This window comes from Nocardiopsis sp. iso_186 (assembly GCF_056173365.1).
Map to the genome: position 1 here is coordinate 4,523,585 of NZ_CM149670.1, position 15,417 is coordinate 4,539,001.

13 protein-coding genes are annotated in these 15,417 nt (G+C 68.5%); 5 read left to right on the top strand and 8 right to left on the bottom strand.

From position 1 onward, the window contains the following. The first annotated feature begins 285 nt into the window (after positions 1-285). Positions 286-546, top strand: coding sequence for a mycoredoxin (locus AC0VYP_RS19885; protein ID WP_285757576.1), 261 nt, complete (start codon positions 286-288; stop codon positions 544-546). Between the two features lie 62 nt (positions 547-608). Continuing rightward, on the top strand, positions 609-1,106 hold the full coding sequence (locus AC0VYP_RS19890; RefSeq protein WP_285757577.1) for an ANTAR domain-containing protein: 498 nt from the start codon (positions 609-611) through the stop codon (positions 1,104-1,106). Between the two features lie 8 nt (positions 1,107-1,114). Here AC0VYP_RS19890 and nudC read toward each other — a convergent pair whose 3' ends face one another. The 6 genes from nudC to moeZ form a co-directional block, all read right to left on the bottom strand. After that, a complete protein-coding gene (gene nudC, locus AC0VYP_RS19895; RefSeq protein ID WP_285757578.1) occupies positions 1,115-2,086 on the bottom strand; it encodes an NAD(+) diphosphatase in 972 nt (323 codons plus the stop codon). Between the two features lie 82 nt (positions 2,087-2,168). After that, positions 2,169-3,551: a dipeptidase gene (locus tag AC0VYP_RS19900; protein WP_285757579.1), complete on the bottom strand. Its 1,383-nt coding sequence runs from the start codon at positions 3,549-3,551 to the stop codon at positions 2,169-2,171. Between the two features lie 148 nt (positions 3,552-3,699). Then, complete coding sequence (locus AC0VYP_RS19905) at positions 3,700-7,023, bottom strand: ATP-dependent DNA helicase (RefSeq protein WP_475471199.1); 3,324 nt, start codon at positions 7,021-7,023, stop codon at positions 3,700-3,702. Between the two features lie 131 nt (positions 7,024-7,154). Next, entirely contained in the window at positions 7,155-10,289 is a 3,135-nt protein-coding gene (locus tag AC0VYP_RS19910; RefSeq protein ID WP_475471200.1) for an ATP-dependent helicase, read from the bottom strand. A 153-nt stretch (positions 10,290-10,442) separates the two neighbouring features. Then, entirely contained in the window at positions 10,443-10,763 is a 321-nt protein-coding gene (locus tag AC0VYP_RS19915) for an MGMT family protein (protein WP_285757582.1), read from the bottom strand. Between the two features lie 95 nt (positions 10,764-10,858). Further along, positions 10,859-12,019, bottom strand: coding sequence for an adenylyltransferase/sulfurtransferase MoeZ (gene moeZ, locus AC0VYP_RS19920; protein WP_285757583.1), 1,161 nt, complete (start codon positions 12,017-12,019; stop codon positions 10,859-10,861). 285 nt (positions 12,020-12,304) lie between these two features. Here moeZ and AC0VYP_RS19925 point away from each other — a divergent pair, with 285 nt between their 5' ends. The 3 genes from AC0VYP_RS19925 to AC0VYP_RS19935 all read left to right on the top strand — a co-directional run bounded on the left by AC0VYP_RS19925 (position 12,305) and on the right by AC0VYP_RS19935 (position 14,430). Continuing rightward, positions 12,305-12,541, top strand: a complete 237-nt coding sequence (locus AC0VYP_RS19925) for a hypothetical protein (protein ID WP_285757584.1) — start codon at positions 12,305-12,307, stop codon at positions 12,539-12,541. A 158-nt stretch (positions 12,542-12,699) separates the two neighbouring features. Continuing rightward, positions 12,700-13,323, top strand: a complete 624-nt coding sequence (locus AC0VYP_RS19930; protein WP_475471203.1) for a TetR/AcrR family transcriptional regulator — start codon at positions 12,700-12,702, stop codon at positions 13,321-13,323. Positions 13,324-13,614: 291 nt separating this feature from the next. Next, positions 13,615-14,430 (top strand): mechanosensitive ion channel family protein, encoded by an 816-nt coding sequence (locus tag AC0VYP_RS19935; RefSeq protein ID WP_285757586.1) that lies wholly within the window; start codon positions 13,615-13,617, stop codon positions 14,428-14,430. 66 nt (positions 14,431-14,496) lie between these two features. Here AC0VYP_RS19935 and AC0VYP_RS19940 read toward each other — a convergent pair whose 3' ends face one another. Next, positions 14,497-14,739 (bottom strand): hypothetical protein, encoded by a 243-nt coding sequence (locus tag AC0VYP_RS19940; RefSeq protein WP_285757587.1) that lies wholly within the window; start codon positions 14,737-14,739, stop codon positions 14,497-14,499. Between the two features lie 256 nt (positions 14,740-14,995). Continuing rightward, complete coding sequence (locus tag AC0VYP_RS19945) at positions 14,996-15,307, bottom strand: DUF6401 family natural product biosynthesis protein (protein WP_285757588.1); 312 nt, start codon at positions 15,305-15,307, stop codon at positions 14,996-14,998. Between the last annotated feature and the right edge of the window lie 110 nt (positions 15,308-15,417).

A 15,417-nucleotide genomic window follows, 5' to 3' on the forward strand; every position in this document is an offset into this window, starting at 1 on the left:
GCGTGTCCTGGCTCGGGCGGCTCGTTGTCCGCGTTTCCTCTTGGGCCCCAACAGGACCAAGAACTCCTGCCCGCCCCAGTCTCTCAAAGTATCGGTGGGCTCCCGGGCACCCATGGAGATCTGTGGACGGCGCCGTCCGGAAGTTCTCTCCTGAACAAACCGGAACTTTTACGCTGTGGAGAGCGTCTGAGCAGGCACTGATCACGAGGTTGGGAAGCCAGATACGGTTCTCTGCGTTGGAGTAGGCGGCGATTGTCCATCCGGTTAGAAGGAGCGAGAAACCCTATGACCACCCCCGCAGCAGCGCAGATCACCATGTACAGCACGCCGTGGTGCGGCTTCTGCAAGCGTCTGAAGAGCCAGCTCTCGCGTGACGGAATCAGCATCACCGAGGTTGACATCGAACAGACCCCGGAGGCGGCGGAGTTCGTCATGAAGGTCAACGGCGGCAACCAGACCGTCCCGACGCTGGTCTTCGCCGACGGCACAGCGCTGACCAACCCGTCATTGGCACAGGTCAAGGAGAAACTCGCGGCTCAGTCGTGAGGCGGTGGCGGTGTCTCCCGGTCTCCTGATCCGAAAGACACCGCCACTCGTCCGTAGGAAAAATGGGGGAGTACGTGACGCCGCACAGATCGGCTCGCGGTGAGCGAGACGCCGAGATCGGACTGGTCCGCACTACAGCGGGGTGGAGGGTGAACGGCGGGGGCGAGACGTTCCCCGACCTGATCAACGCGATGGTCCTCGCCGACCTGCTAGCCGCGGAGGAGCAGGCAACGGCATCGCTGGACGGCCCCCCTCCGCGTGCGGGATCGGGGGCGTCGGAGACAGAGCTCCTACGGGTGACCGTGGCACAACTGGAGCACGCGTTGCACACCCGCGTAGTGGTCGAACAGGCCATCGGGGTGCTCTCCGAGCGGCACGGAACGGCACCGCGTCAAGCGTTCGAACGGCTGCGCCACGCCGCGCGCTCCCGCGGCCGCAAGGTCACCGAGCTGGCCCGGGACGTGGTTGACAGCGCCCATGCTCCGGCGGGCGCGCTGCCCGCGGAACTGGTCCGCGAGGGCGCGCCCGCAGCGGTGGAGCCGCCGCGGCCCACCGGATAGCACCCGGATCACCAGCTACCGGGGAGCGTCCCGCCGTACCAGGACTCGATGAGTTGACGCGCGATGGAGACCTGGCTGGGCAGGAGAATTTCCTGGCTCTGCACCGCGGCCAACAGCTGGCCCCGGGTGAACCAGCGGACGTCGGCGATCTCGTCCTGATCGGTGCGCGGGGTGCTCCCCGTTGCGCGCGCGAAGTAGCCGAACATCAGGCTGCGCGGGAACGGCCAGGGCTGTGAACCGAGGTAGACGGGCTCGTCCACGACCACCCCGACCTCTTCGGCGACCTCGCGCACGACGGCGTGTTCCAGGGATTCCCCCGGCTCCACGAACCCGGCCAGGACCGAGTAGCGCCGGTCCGGCCAGACCGGATTGTGGGCGAGCAGGCACTGTTCGACACCGTCAACGACCCGGTGCACCAGCATGATCACCGCCGGATCCATCCGGGGAAACTGCTCGGTGCCCTCGGTCTCGCAGATACGGGTGTGCCCGCCCGCCCCGATCCGGGTCGTTGACCCGCAGCGGGGGCAGAAGGCGTTTGCGGCGTGCCAGTTGGCCAGGGCGACGGCGTGCGTGAGCATCCCGGAGTCGCGCGGGTCCAGGAGTGCTCCGATGGTGCGCAGCGAGCTGAGTTCGGTGCCGGGTTCGGCATCGGACAGCGCACCGGGCTCGGCGCGGACGGCGAAGTACACCCGGTCCTCGGCGTCCTGTCCCAGGAGGTAGCGCTCCCCGTCGGGGGCGTCCCCGGGACTTCGCAGTACGAGTCGTACCTGGTCGTCGTCGGTCGTGACCAGTGCCTGGGACTGTTTGGCCATGAGGGCCGGCCAGCCGTGCTCCTTGGCGTCGCCGCCCTCCAATACGAGGACCCGGGTACGCGGGTCGGCCCACGCATGTCCCAACCAGTCGCTGTCCGTGCGGCGATGCCCGATCAGGTCCAGCACTCCACGGGACAGAGCCGGCGCCAGCGGTGATGTACTCGTCATGTTCGGCCCCTCATCGTGCGGACGGCGCGCCCCTGCCCACGGACGGGGCGGACGGCGCGTGCCGGTGAAAACGGTGATCGCGCTAGTCGCGCAGCGCGGTGGCGTAGGCGTCCCACAGGTAGGCGACGCTCTCGGCGCCCTTGAGCAGGAGTGGGATCTCCACCTTCTCGTTCGGGGCGTGGATGCGATCGGAGTTGAGTCCGACGGCGACGAAGACGAGCGGTGCGTCCAGGATGTCGGCGATATCGGCCTCGGGGCCGCTTCCGCCCTCACGGGTGTAGCGGATCCGGGTGCCGAACGCCTTCGCCATGGCCTCGCGGGCCGCCTGCACCGCTGTCGACTCCAGGTCGGAGGCGCAAGGACGCACACCGGGACCGGTGAAGTCGATCTCGGCCCGCAGTCCTTCCGGGAGCGCGGCGAGCAGATGGGCGCGAACGCGTTCCTGGATGCGCAGCGGATCCTGGTCGGGAACCAGCCGGAAACTGAGCTTGGCGTGTGCCGAACGCGGCACGATCGTCTTGCTGCCTGCACCGGTGTGTCCGCTCCACATGCCGTTGACCTCGGCGGTGGGGCGTACCCAGACACGTTCGAGAGTGCTGTAGCCGGCCTCGCCGGCCGCGACCGGGCTGTTGGCCGTCCTCAGCCAGGCGGCCTCGTCGAAGGGCAGCTCGGCCAGCAACCCCCGTTCTGCTGCGGAGATCTCCACGACCTCGTCGTAGAACCCCTGGACGGCGACCCGGCCCTGCTCGTCGTGCAGCCCGGCCAACAACTCGGCCAGCGCGCGTGCGGGGTTGGGCACGGCACCGCCGAACGATCCGCTGTGCAGATCGCTTTCCGGTCCGTAAACGTCGATCTGGCAGTCGGTGAGCCCGCGCATCCCGACGCACATCGAGGGCGTGTCGGAGTCCCACATCGTCGTGTCGGAGATGACCACGACGTCGCAGGCCAATCGGTCCCGGTGGCGGATGAGGAGGTCGGCGAAATGCGGTGACCCCGACTCCTCTTCGCCTTCCACCAGGAGCTTGATCGTGACAGGCGGCGCTTGGGCACCGGAGACCGCGAGGTTGGCGCGCAGTCCGAGGGTGTGGAACAGCACCTGGCCCTTGTCGTCCGAGGCGCCTCGGCCGTGCAGTTGGTCACCGCGCACGGTGGGGGTGAAGGGATCGGTGTCCCATTCCTGCACGGGAACGACCGGCTGCACGTCATGGTGGCCGTAGACGACGACAGTGGGCGCGGTGGGGTCTGCGGCAGGCCACTCGGCGAAGACGGTGGGCATACCGGCGGTCTCCCACACCTCGACCGTCGGAAAGCCCGTGGCGCGGAGATGGTCGGCCAGCCAGTCGGCCGAGCGTCGAACGTCGCCGTGGTGGGCCGGGTCCGCGGAGACGGAGGGGATCGCCAGCCACTCCCCCAAAGCGGCGATGAACCCGTCGCGATTGTCCTCGATGTAGCTGCGCGCGTCCATCAGTGGTGGACCGTTCCCTTCGCTGTTGACCTGCGGTGTCGGGTAAAAGCCTACGGGCGGCTCGCGTACACCGGGCACCGGGCACCGGGCACCAGGCACCAGGCACCAGGCACCAGGCACCAGGCACCAGGGAGCGTCCGTGGTGGGATCAGTCCCGCTCGGGGACCCCGGCGATAAGCGCTGCCAGGCCGTCGGCGTCCAGCAGATCCGCCGGACGGACGGTCTCCTCGGCGCGGACGTAATGGAAAGCGGCGCGGACCTGGTCGAGGTCGGCGTTGACGAGTTGGGCCCAGGCGATCCGGTAGGCGGCCAGCTGGACGGCCACGGCACTGCGCTCGCGCGCGGTGGTGGGCGGATGGCCGGTCTTCCAGTTGACGACGTCGTAGCGTCCGCTCTCGGCATCGTGAAAGACCGCGTCCATCCGCCCGCGGATGAGCCGGTCACCGATGATGGTCTCGAAAGGGACCTCGACCTCCAGCGGGGTGCGCTCGCCCCACTCGCTCGCCTCGAAGAGCCGTTGGAGCTCGTCGAGACCGGCGTCTCGCCCGGCCGTCTCGTCTGCGGCCCCCGGCAGCTCGTCGGGGTCGATGACGCTCTGCTGACCGAAGCGACGCTCCATCCAGGTGTGGAAAGCGGTACCCCGACGCGTGTGCGGCGCGGGGGGACGCGGAAGCGGGCGACGGATCTGACGCGCCAGGCCCGCGGGATCGCGCGCCAGCGAGACCAGGGACGACACTGTCAGGTGGGCGGGCAGCTCCACGGGGATCGTCCCGTCCCCGGGCTGCTCGGCGTCGCGGTGGCGCAACAGCAGCTCGGTGTCGCGCTCCCAGCCGTGCAGCCGGCGCCGCCAGGAATCCTTCATGGCCGCGCGGTCCAGCACCCCCAGGTAGTCCTGGCCGGACTCGCCTTTGGCACGCTCGACCAGGTCGGCCGCTGCCATCATCCGCTCGTGTTGGGCGGCTTGGGCGTCGCGGTAATCCTCGGGGCGGCGCGGCCAAGAGACGGGTTCCTGGTCGGCCAGTTGGGGGTTGGCCTCGTCGTCACCGGGCGTGGGCTCCCAATGAACGACGCGACCGTGTCCGGCCTCGCAGACCTCACGGATCTCTTCCAGGAAGACCGATGGTGCGCGCCGGTTCCTGGATCCGAGCGCCCAGTGGTAACCGGTGCACACCAGGGCGAAGGAGGCCCGTGTCACAGCGACGTAGGCGAGGCGTCGCTCCTCCATGGTGTCGCGGCGCTTCTCCGCGTCCTGGAACCGTTTGAGGTCCGGGCCCGCGACGTCGGTGAGGGCGGGGAGTCCGGCGCGGTCTCCGCGCAGCGGGAACGGCAGCTCAGCGGCACGCCCGGTCCAGCTCTTCCCTGTTCCCGGGTTGGTGGGGAACACTCCGGCGCTCAAGCCGGGAACGACGACCATCGGCCACTGGAGTCCTTTTGCGGCGTGCACGGTCATGAGCTTGACGGTGTCGGTGGATCCGACTCTCTCCCCGGGGGCGAGACCGCGTTCGGTGTCCTCGGCGGAGTGCAGGAAGGCCAGGAACGCGCTCAGTGTCGGTGTGTCACTGGTCCCGACGAAACGCGCAGCGGTGTCGATGAAGGCGTCGAGGTCGGCGCGGGCAGCCACCTGGTCGCGTCCCGGACGCGCGCCCACCTCGATGTCCAGGCCCAGGGTCCGTTCCACATCGGTGATGAGGTCGGGCAGCGGCTGGGCGGCCTGGGCGCGCAGGGAGCGCAGTTCGGCGGCCAGTGCGTTCAGTCGGGCGTGACCGGTCGCGGAGTAGCGTTCCTCGGGACCGAGGTCGTCGAGCGCGTCCACGAGGCTGCCGGTCTCGGCGGTGAGGTCCAAAACGGTCTGGCGCAATGGATCGCTTGCGATACCTGGGTCCACGGCCCGCTCTCCGCGCAGGTCGCGGCGGGCCTCGCCCGCCAGCTCCACGGCACGCTTGTTCAGCGCGACGAGGTCGCGAGGGCCGAGGCGCCAACGGGGTCCGGTGAGCAGTCGGGCGAGTTCGTCTCCTGCGGTGGGATCGTGCAGGACGCGCAGGGTGGCGATGATGTCGCGCACCTCCGGAACGCTGATGAGTCCGCCGAGCCCCACGACCTCAACGGGGATGTCGCGGGCTTCCAGCGCTTTGCGGAGGAGGGAGAACTGAGCGCGTTTGCGGCACAGGACGGCGACGTCGCCGTAACCGAGCCGACCGCGTTCCTCCTGTTCGGGCCATGAGATCCCATCGGGGGCCTTCAGGGTGGCGCGGGACTCCTCCATGGCCAGGTCGATCTGGGCGGCGATCCACTCGGCCTCCTGGGTCTCGGTGGCGAACAGCGCACAGCTGACCTGGCCGCGGGCGCGGCGGGCCGGGCCGGGATAGAGCACGGGGACGTACTCGGCCTCTTCGCGCAGAGGTTCGGCGACACGCTTGGCCACGGCCAGGACGTTTTCGCCGTTGCGAAAACTGGTGGCGAGCTGTCGTACGGGGGCCGCTCGTCCCGGGCGTTGGGGGAAGTGCGTCGGAAAGGCGGTGAGGTTGCCGGCGCTGGCGCCGCGCCAGCCGTAAATGGACTGGCAGGGGTCGCCAACCGCTGTGACCGGGTGGCCGTCACCGAACAGCGCTTGCAGCAGGACGAGCTGGGCGTGGCTGGTGTCCTGGTACTCGTCGAGCAGTACGACGTGGTAGCGGCTCTTTTCGATCAGCGACACCTCCGGGTGGCGCTGGGCGATCCGGGCTGCGAGTGCGACCTGATCGCCGAAGTCCATGACCTCCCGACCGCTCTTGAGGCGGGCGAACTCCTCCAGGAGCGGCAGCAGTTGCTCGCGGTGGCGCTGGGTGGCGAGAAGGTCCCTGGTGGCCGCGGTGAGTTTCTTGAGCGGCTCGGCCCGCCCCCTCAGCCAGTCCCCGAACTCACGGACGTCGCCGGGGGTGCGCAGGTGTTCGGCGAGCTCTCCGGCCAGGGCCAGGACGTCCTTGACGACCGTGGCGGGAGCCGAGTTCACGGCGTCCATCGGCCCGCCGTAGGCCGTGACGGCGCGGTTGGCGAGCTGCCAGGCCACCGCCTGGGAGATCAGCCGGGTGCTGGGTTCGACGGCCTCGCGCAACGCGTGGTCGCCCACCAGGCGCTGCGCGTAGGAGTGGTAGGTGGAGACCGCGGGCTCGCCGTCGAGGACCTCCTCGGAGACCGCCCCCGTCCCACGCAGCTGGTCCAGACGCTTGCGGACCCGCTCGGAGAGCTCGGCCGCAGCCTTGCGGGTGAAGGTGAGTCCCAGGACGTTCTCGGGGCGTACGTGTCCGTTGGCGACCAGCCACACGACCCGCCCGGCCATGGTCTCGCTCTTGCCGGAGCCCGCTCCGGCGACCACGACTCCCGGCAGCAGCGGCGCGGAGATGACCGCGGACTGCTCCACGGTCGGTTCCGGCTGGCCGAGCAGCCTGGCCAGCTGGGCGGGACCGTAGTCGCTGCGGATGGGGGTCTGGGTCATGGCCACGTGGGCGCTGCGGCGCCGTCTCTCCTGGTCTTCTCGGGGGCGGGGCAAGCCGGTCGTGCTGTGACGGCTCGAAGAGTCGAACACCTTTTCTATCCCATCGCGGGCACCGCGTGGTCGATCGCGGATCAGACGTGGTCGCCGTCGCTCTGGGCCGGACAACTGGAACGGACCGCGCAATGGCGGCAGTTCGGACCGACGAAGGCCGCGAAGGTCGCCCCGGCCATGCCGGTGGCGACCTTGCGGACCAGGCGCTCGGACCACTCGGGGTCGGGGTCGTCGGTGAGGGCCGGCTGTACCTGCTCCTTGTACTTGGCCCGGTCGCCGATCTGGACCAGGGCGGCGCCTCCCGGAGTGGTCAACCCGTAGTGGTCGAACGCGGCCTTGAGAACCGCGAGCTGGTAGACGCCCAACTGGGGATGGCGGGCGATCTCGCCGTCCGCGGGGGCCTTGCCGGTCTTGACGTCGATCACCACGCCGCGTCCCGACTCGTCCGCCTCCAAGCGGTCGATCCGTCCGACGATCTCGACGCCGCCGATGTTGACCTTGAACCCTTCCTCCGTCACGACCAGGCGACGCTCGTTGTCGTCCTGCCAGCTGATGAACCTTTCGATCATCGCCTCGGCCTTTTCGCGCTGTTTGTCCGCGTACCAAGGGCCACCGAAGTCCAGCTCCGACCAGATCGCGTCCATCCTGCGCTGGATTTCGGGCAGGTCCGCGCCCTCGGCGACCAGCACTGCGATGGCGTGCACGATACTGCCCAGGTTGGACGACACCTGCGGCCGTTGCGCCCCTGCTGCGGTCTCCAGCAGCCAGCGGAGCTCGCACTCACCGAACTTCTCCACCTGTGACGGTGAGACGCGGATCTGCTCGTCGTCGGCCACCAGGGGGCCGTCGTCGGAGATCGCGGTCATCCCGTACCACTGCGAGGGGTCGGCACCACGGATCCCTTCCTCTGCGAGACGGGCCAAGTGCGCTGCCGCCGCGCGACGCAGCGGCGGATCGGTTCGAGGGTCCACCAAGGCCGAGCGCAGGTCGGCGACCAGGGCGGGAAACGACAGGGAGCGGCGGCCGGTGGCCACCCGCTCCGGCTCGCCCGCACCGAGTTCGGCCAGGAAGCGGGAAGGGCGTTCCTCGGTGTCGTCGCCGCCGACAGCCGTCACCACAAGGGTGTGCCTGGCGCGGGTGACGGCGACGTAGAACAGCCGCCGTTCCTCGTCCAAAAGCTTGGAGACGACAGCGGCGGTGGAGGTCTCGGTGAATCCGGCAACTGTGTCGAGGAGGTGCTCCACTCCGAGTAGTGAGCCGCGCAACCGCAGGTCGGGCCAGTCACCCTCCTGCGCTCCGGCGACTACGACAAGATCCCATTCCAACCCCTTGGAGCGGTGTGCCGTGAGAATGCGCACTGCCTCCCCGTGCGGCGCCTGCTCGGCGAGGGTGTCGGCGGGGATCTCCTGCGCCTCCAGGTCGTCGAGAAAGCCTTCTGGCACGCCCGGCGGCAACCGGTCACAGTAACGGGCCGCACTCTCGAACAGCGCCACCACCGAGTCGAGGTCGCGGTCGGCGACGGCGCCCCTGCGTCCGCCGGCCTGACTGGCTCTGAGCAGCCGGTCGGTGAGGCCCGCCCGGCGCCACACCTCCCATAGGACCTCCTCCGCAGAAGCGCCGCGGGCGGCGAAATCACGGACCAGCTCCAGCAGTCCGGCGATGCGCTCGGCAGGAGCACGTACTTCGGGGTTGACGGTGGCGAGGTCACGCGGGTCCTTGAGCGCCTCGGCAAGCAGGACCGCCGATGTGCGGTTGCCACCGGCGTCCAGTTCGAGTTGGCGCAGCGCACGGCCGAGCCGGCGCAGCCGAATGCTGTCGGCCTCACCGAACGCACTGGTCAACAGCTCGTAGGCGGTTGCCTCGTCGAGGCTGTTCGGTCGTAACGCGCAGCGGATGAGCAACAGCATCGGCCGTACCAACGACTCCGCGGCCAGCGGCAGCTCGTCGCCGCCCACTGCCACCGGGACGCCTGCGCTGATGAGGGCACGACGCAGCACGGGGACCTGCCGGGTGGCCGAACGTACCAGGACCGCCATACGCGACCAGGGCACACCGTCGATGAGATGTGCGCGGCGCAACGTGTCGGCGATGACCGCGGCCTCCTGCGCGGTGCTCTCTGCGAGCAGGACGCGGATGGAGCCCTGCGCGGAGTCGGGGTGCGGACTGAGTCTGCGGTGGGCGTTGACCGGCCCGCCGGCGGGGCTGGGAGCGACGGGGAGGCGCTGGGCGAGGTGCCGTGACGCCGCGAGCAGGACCGGGCCGCTGCGACGGCAGACCTGGAGGGCGACGACCGGGGCGGCCCCACCGGTGACAGCGCGAAAACGGTCGGGAAACTCCAGGATCGCGCGCACGTCGGCGCCGCGGAACCCGTAGATGGACTGGTCGGGGTCGCCCACCGCGACGAGGTCCCGACCGTCGCCGGCAAGCGCACGCAGCAGTCTTTCCTGCGCGGGGTCGGTGTCCTGGTACTCGTCCACGAAGACGATCTCGTGTGCGGCACGCTCGCGTGCCTGGACGAACGGGTCGGTGAGCAGGTTGGCGGCGACCCGAACCAATTCGGCGTAGTTGAAGGTGGGGACCGGCGCGACGTCGAACCGGCCGATGTAGCGGTCGAGGAATCCCCCTGCGGCCGTCCAGTCGTCGCGGTCGTGCCGTGATCCCAGTTCGTTGAGGTCGGGACTGTCCAGACCACGCTCCTGAGCGCGCATGAGGAGGTCGCGCAATTCCTCGGCGAACCCGCGGGTCTCCAGCGCGGGTCGGAGGCGCTCGGGCCAACCGACCGCGCCGTCACCGATCTCCCCTGCCAGGAGTTCACGGACCTCCATCAGCTGTTCGGGGCCGGACAGCAGACGCGGCTCCAGGTCGCCGGCTCGCTGGAACTCGCGGCGGATGAGCGCGTAGGCGTAACTGTGAAACGTCAGCGCCAGGGGTTCCCTGGTCGTACGGCGCAACCGCGAGGTGATGCGCTCCCGTAGTTCCTGGGCGGCTTTTCGACTGAAGGTCAGGACCAGCACGCGGGAGGGGTTGACCCCCCGGTTCTCGATCCGATCGACGACCGCCTCGACGATGGTGGTGGTCTTGCCTGTTCCCGGACCGGCGAGGACCAGCAACGGCCCACCCCGGTGGTCAACGACTCGGCGCTGGTTGTCGTCCAGGTCGGGAGGGGGCACCATTCGCTGGGCGCGCCGCACGAGACGGTACGGGGAGGAACTCACCCCACCTAGTTCACCAGACACCGGTGACCATCGACGACACCGACGCCCGCGCAACGGGCCGGCACCACCGCCGAGGCCGATCGGGTCGCCCTGCGCGGGCCCGCGCCGTGCCGCCGGTCGAGCGTTCCACGTTTTCGACCGGTGGGCACCGCCTCATTCGTCCGGGGCGCACCACCGGGCCCGGGCCATATCGACGCGGGTGGCTCCGGGGCGCAGAGGAGTCCCCTCCGCGGCGTAATGGGTGCGGGCGCGGACCTCGTGGCCCGGGGGCGGTGAGCCGTCAGCGCGAATCACCCGCCACCAGGGCACACCACCGCCCCACTCGGCCATGACCGCGCCGACCTGGCGGGGACCTCCCTCCCCGAGGTACTCGGCGATGTCGCCGTAGGACATGACGCGACCGGTGGGGATGCGCTCGACGAGATCGAGTACGCGTTCGGCGTATTCACCGGGATGGGCATCGGGGTGGGACATTCCCCTACCGTAAGGCGGCTGCGCCGGGTGTCGGCGCACGAGCCGGGGCCGGGACGCGTACGCGTTCCGGCCCCGGCAACGAGATTCGACGGCCCCTAGTAGGTCGGCAGGCTCGGATCCACGTTGCTGACCCAGGCCAGCACGCCGCCGCCGACGTGGACGGCATCGGCGAAACCCGCCCCCTTGAGCGCGGCGAGTGCCTCCGCGGACCGGGCTCCGGACTTGCAGTGCAGGACGATCTGCTTGTCCTGGGGCAGCTTGGCGAACGCCTCACCGCTGAGGAACTCGCCCTTGGGGATGAGGACCGCGCCGGGGATGTTGACGATCTCGTACTCGTTCTTCTCGCGTACGTCCACGAGATAGAAGTCGTCCCCGGCGTCGATCTTGGCCTTCAGCTCGCGCGCGGTGATCGTGGAACCCGAAGCGGCTTCCTGTGCCTCCTCGGAGACGGTGCCGCAGAAGGTCTCGTAGTCGATGAGCTCGGTGATCGGCTCGCCCTCGGGATCCTTGCGAACCTTGACCGTCTTCCAGGTCATCTCCAGGGCGTCGTAGATCATCAGGCGCCCGACCAAGGTCTCACCGATACCGGTGATCAGCTTGATCGCCTCGTTGACCATGATGGAGCCGATCGCGGCGCACAGCACGCCGAGTACGCCGCCCTCGGCGCAGGAAGGAACCATGCCGGGGGGCGGGGGTTCGGGGTAGAGGTCACGGTAGTTGGGGCCGTGCTCGTTCCAGAAAACGCTGACCTGACCGTCGAACCGGTAGATGGAGCCCCAGACATAGGGCTTGTTCAACAGCACGGCAGCGTCGTTCACCAGGTAACGGGTGGCGAAGTTGTCGGTGCCGTCGAGGATGAGGTCGTAACCGGCGAAGATCTCCAGCGCGTTGTCGGACTCCAGGCGCTCCTTGTGCAGGACCACCGAGACATAGGGGTTGATCTCCTCGATGCTCTCGCGGGCCGACTCCGCCTTGGGCTTCCCCACATCGCTCTGACCGTGGATGACCTGGCGTTGCAGGTTGGACTCGTCCACGACGTCGAAGTCGATGATGCCCAGGGTTCCCACACCGGCTGCGGCGAGGTACAGCAGGGCAGGCGAGCCGAGGCCGCCGGCACCGACGACCAGCACCTTCGCGTTCTTCAAACGCTTCTGGCCGTCCATGCCAACGTCGGGGATGATCAGGTGGCGGGAGTACCGGCGGACCTCGTCAACGGTCAGCTCGTCGGCTGGTTCCACCAGCGGCGGCAGCGACACAACAGCTCCTCAAACAATCGGTAACGCGGCGTGGCCCCGGCCTGGCCGTTCGGACAGATCGGTCGGTCCGGATCGAGCACGCGGGCGAGCTTTCTCAATATCCCAACCTACGGGGTGGGGTTTGGCATTCCCGCTCCGGGACGTGGCTCGGGACCGACCGAAGGGCGTTTTCCGGTTTCCGCGGTGTGGCGTGTTGCCTACCGCACCCTCGTGGGCAGGGAGGAAAGGGAAGCAGCACCTGCGGGGGTGCCGACGAGTAGGACATCGGTCGTACAGGAGGACGGAATGGTAGAAGAGGCAGGCGGTCCGCGGGTCCGACCGGACAGTGGGGCCGACACGGACGAGGGCGCCCTCCTGGAGACACCGGAGGCCGATGCCGCAGAGCAGCTCGCAGCGGCAGGGGACAGTGACGACGACGGCTGGCCTTCCCCCGAATCACTCGATGCCGACGCTGCGGTGCCCGAGGCCGATGCGGCGGAGCAGGCCAGGGTCGTGGAGGACGGCGACGACGAGTACCGCTGACCGCCGGCCGGCGTGTTTCGTGCGATGAGCCCGGCCAACCTACGGACAAGTAAGATAATGCGGTACGCGTCGGGCGCGGCCCTGTTTGCGGGGTCGGCGCGCCGAGCACTGGCCCAAGCGGCGCATCAGCGCCGCACATAGTTTGAGAGGGTGTGGCTGTGACCGCTTCTTCGGACGCCCGCCCGCGAGGGACCCGGCTCCCCCGGCTGGCACGTCGGCGACAATTGCTTGCCGCGGCCCAGGAGGTCTTCGTGGCGCAGGGCTACCACGCCGCTGCGATGGACGAGATCGCCGATCGGGCCGGCGTCTCCAAGCCCGTTCTCTACCAGCACTTTCCTGGAAAACTGGAGCTGTACCTGGCTCTGCTGGAGCAGCACTCAGAGGCTCTGGTGGAGAAGCAGCGGGAGGCGCTGGAGTCAACCGACGACAACCACCAGCGCGTCGCCGCGAGTTTCCAGGCCTACTTCGACTTCGTGGCCGGTGAGGGCGAGGCGTTTCGCCTGGTGTTCGAGTCCGACCTACGCAACCTCCCCGCCGTCCGGGAGAAGACGGAACTGACCTTGCTGCAGTGTGCAGAGGTCATCGGCGGTGTGATCCGCCAGGACACGAGCATCTCCGACGAGGAGGCGCATCTGCTGAGCATCGGACTGGTGGGCATGGCCGAGACCAGTGCACGGTACTGGCTCAGCAGCTACGGCAACATCCCCAAGGACGCCGCCGAGCAGCTCATCGCCCGACTCGCCTGGCGGGGCATAAGCGGCTGGGACCTGACTCGCGACTAACCGGTCCTTGTCGCGCGGGCCGCGTCTCGGGCACGTCGGGGCCGCTGGCTACCTGGCTCAACCACGGGGCAAACCCGGGCCACATGCCTCATATGCAACGTTTTGGTCCAGCGCGCCCCAGTTTTTACTTTAAGTAGCATTTTGTCACTCTCCGATGATTCGGCCCAGCCCTTAACGGGTAAGCGGCGGGTTATAAGCGACTCATCTTCGGTTGAGCCGAAAGGGACCACGGCCTAGGCGGGGGCCGTGCCGTGGTCCTCCTCGGCTCGACCTCCTCGGGGGAGGAACGACATGTTCACGCCATACGCCGCTGTCGATTTCGGGCAGGGACTCACCCAGGCATGGAGCACGGGGCTGTCATTCTTGCCCAGACTCGCCGCCTTCGTCGTCATTCTGGTGGTCGGCTGGCTCATCGCCAAGCTCATCGGCAAACTGGTCGGTAAAGGCCTGAACAAGGTCGGGCTCGACCGCGCCTTGGAGCGCGGCGGCGTGGGCCACTACCTGGAGCGCAGCCGTTACAGTGCCAGCGAGCTCTCAGGCAGGGTGATCTACTACATCGGTCTGTTGATCGTTCTGCAGCTGGCCTTCAGCGTGTTCGGGCCGACCAACCCGATCACCCAGCTGCTCAACAGCGTGGTCAGCTGGATCCCGCAGGCGGTGGTCGCACTGGTGATCATCGTGGTGGCCGCAATGATCGCCCGCGCGGTTCGCGACATCGTCTCCAGCGCGCTGAGCGGGCTGAGCTATGGCCGGCTGCTGGCCAACATCGCCGGCGTCTTCATCATGGCGCTGGGTGTGATCGCGGCGCTGAACCAGATCGGTGTGGCCACCACCGTCACGCAGCCGGTGCTGATCGCGGCGCTGGCAACCGTCGGCGGCATCCTGATCGTGGGCGTGGGCGGCGGTCTGATCCGGCCGATGCAACAGCGCTGGTCCGGGTGGCTCGACGCAGCGGAGCGCGAAACGGGCCGCATGCGCCAGGAAGGTGGCTACCAGCAGGGGCGCACCGACGCGATGGGCGCACCCGAACAGCGCGCCGGTACTCAGGAGACGCGCACGGCAGCGTCGCACACGGGCGGGGAGTACCGCGGGCACCCCAAGCCCTGACACGGGCAGACGGCGCGAAGGGCGAGGCCGACACGGTCTCGCCCTTTTCTTGCCCGCGAAAGCGCCTCAGAGGAGCTCCTCGCCGGCGACCTCCTCACGCGACAGCCGCTCGATCCGACGAAACGACAGCACGATCCCGGCGATGATCACCAGGGTTGAAAGCCAGAAAGCCAGATTGGCGGGGCCGGTCAGCGTCATGACGACGACCGCGATCAACGCCTGCAGGGCGTAGAGCGAGAAGTCGAAACGGTCTCGATGGATCAAGACCCCGATCGGTGGACGCGCCGCCCCATGCCGGCCGCTCCTCATGCGCTTTTCCTTTCTCGCGGCACGACGGCGTCCGCGTCTTCGGTCATAGGGCTGGGCTTGCCCGTGCGTCGGAGCACGGCCCGCGTGGAGTCCGCACCACCGCTCGGCATCAGCCTCGAACGATCGGCGAGACGCGAACGAACACGGTTGAACTGCAAGTACGGCTCAGAGTACGCCCAGTGACCAGTAGTCCGTAGGCAGTTTGCGGATCGCCACAATTATGGCGACCGAAAGTCATGCTGGAGGCGCAACCAACTTAGCGGACGAATCCGTATTCCTTGGCCAGGCGGCAGATCGCCAAGAGCCGGAGAGTTTCCCAGTCGTACTCGACCGAGTCGGAGTGCCAGCCACGCTCTCGGCAGCCGTCGAGGAAACCGTGCAAGTAGGACACGAGACTGCGGCGCGACAGCACCATGCCGTCACGGGTGATCGAGTCGCGAACACCAGCGGTGTGTTGGTCGATCTCAGCGGTCAGCCCTGGCGCGAACGGCTCCTCGCCCAGGCCGAACTGGCCAAAGTCGCTAGAGAGCCGAGCCAGCGGGCAGTCTGCGAAAAACCCACGGCGCATGAATGAATACCTTAGAGCAGAACATCAGAAGGGAACGGGACAGACTATATAGGGCTTTGCAATACAAGGGTGTTTCATGTGGCGAAGCAGACATTCGCCCTAAGGCCGGG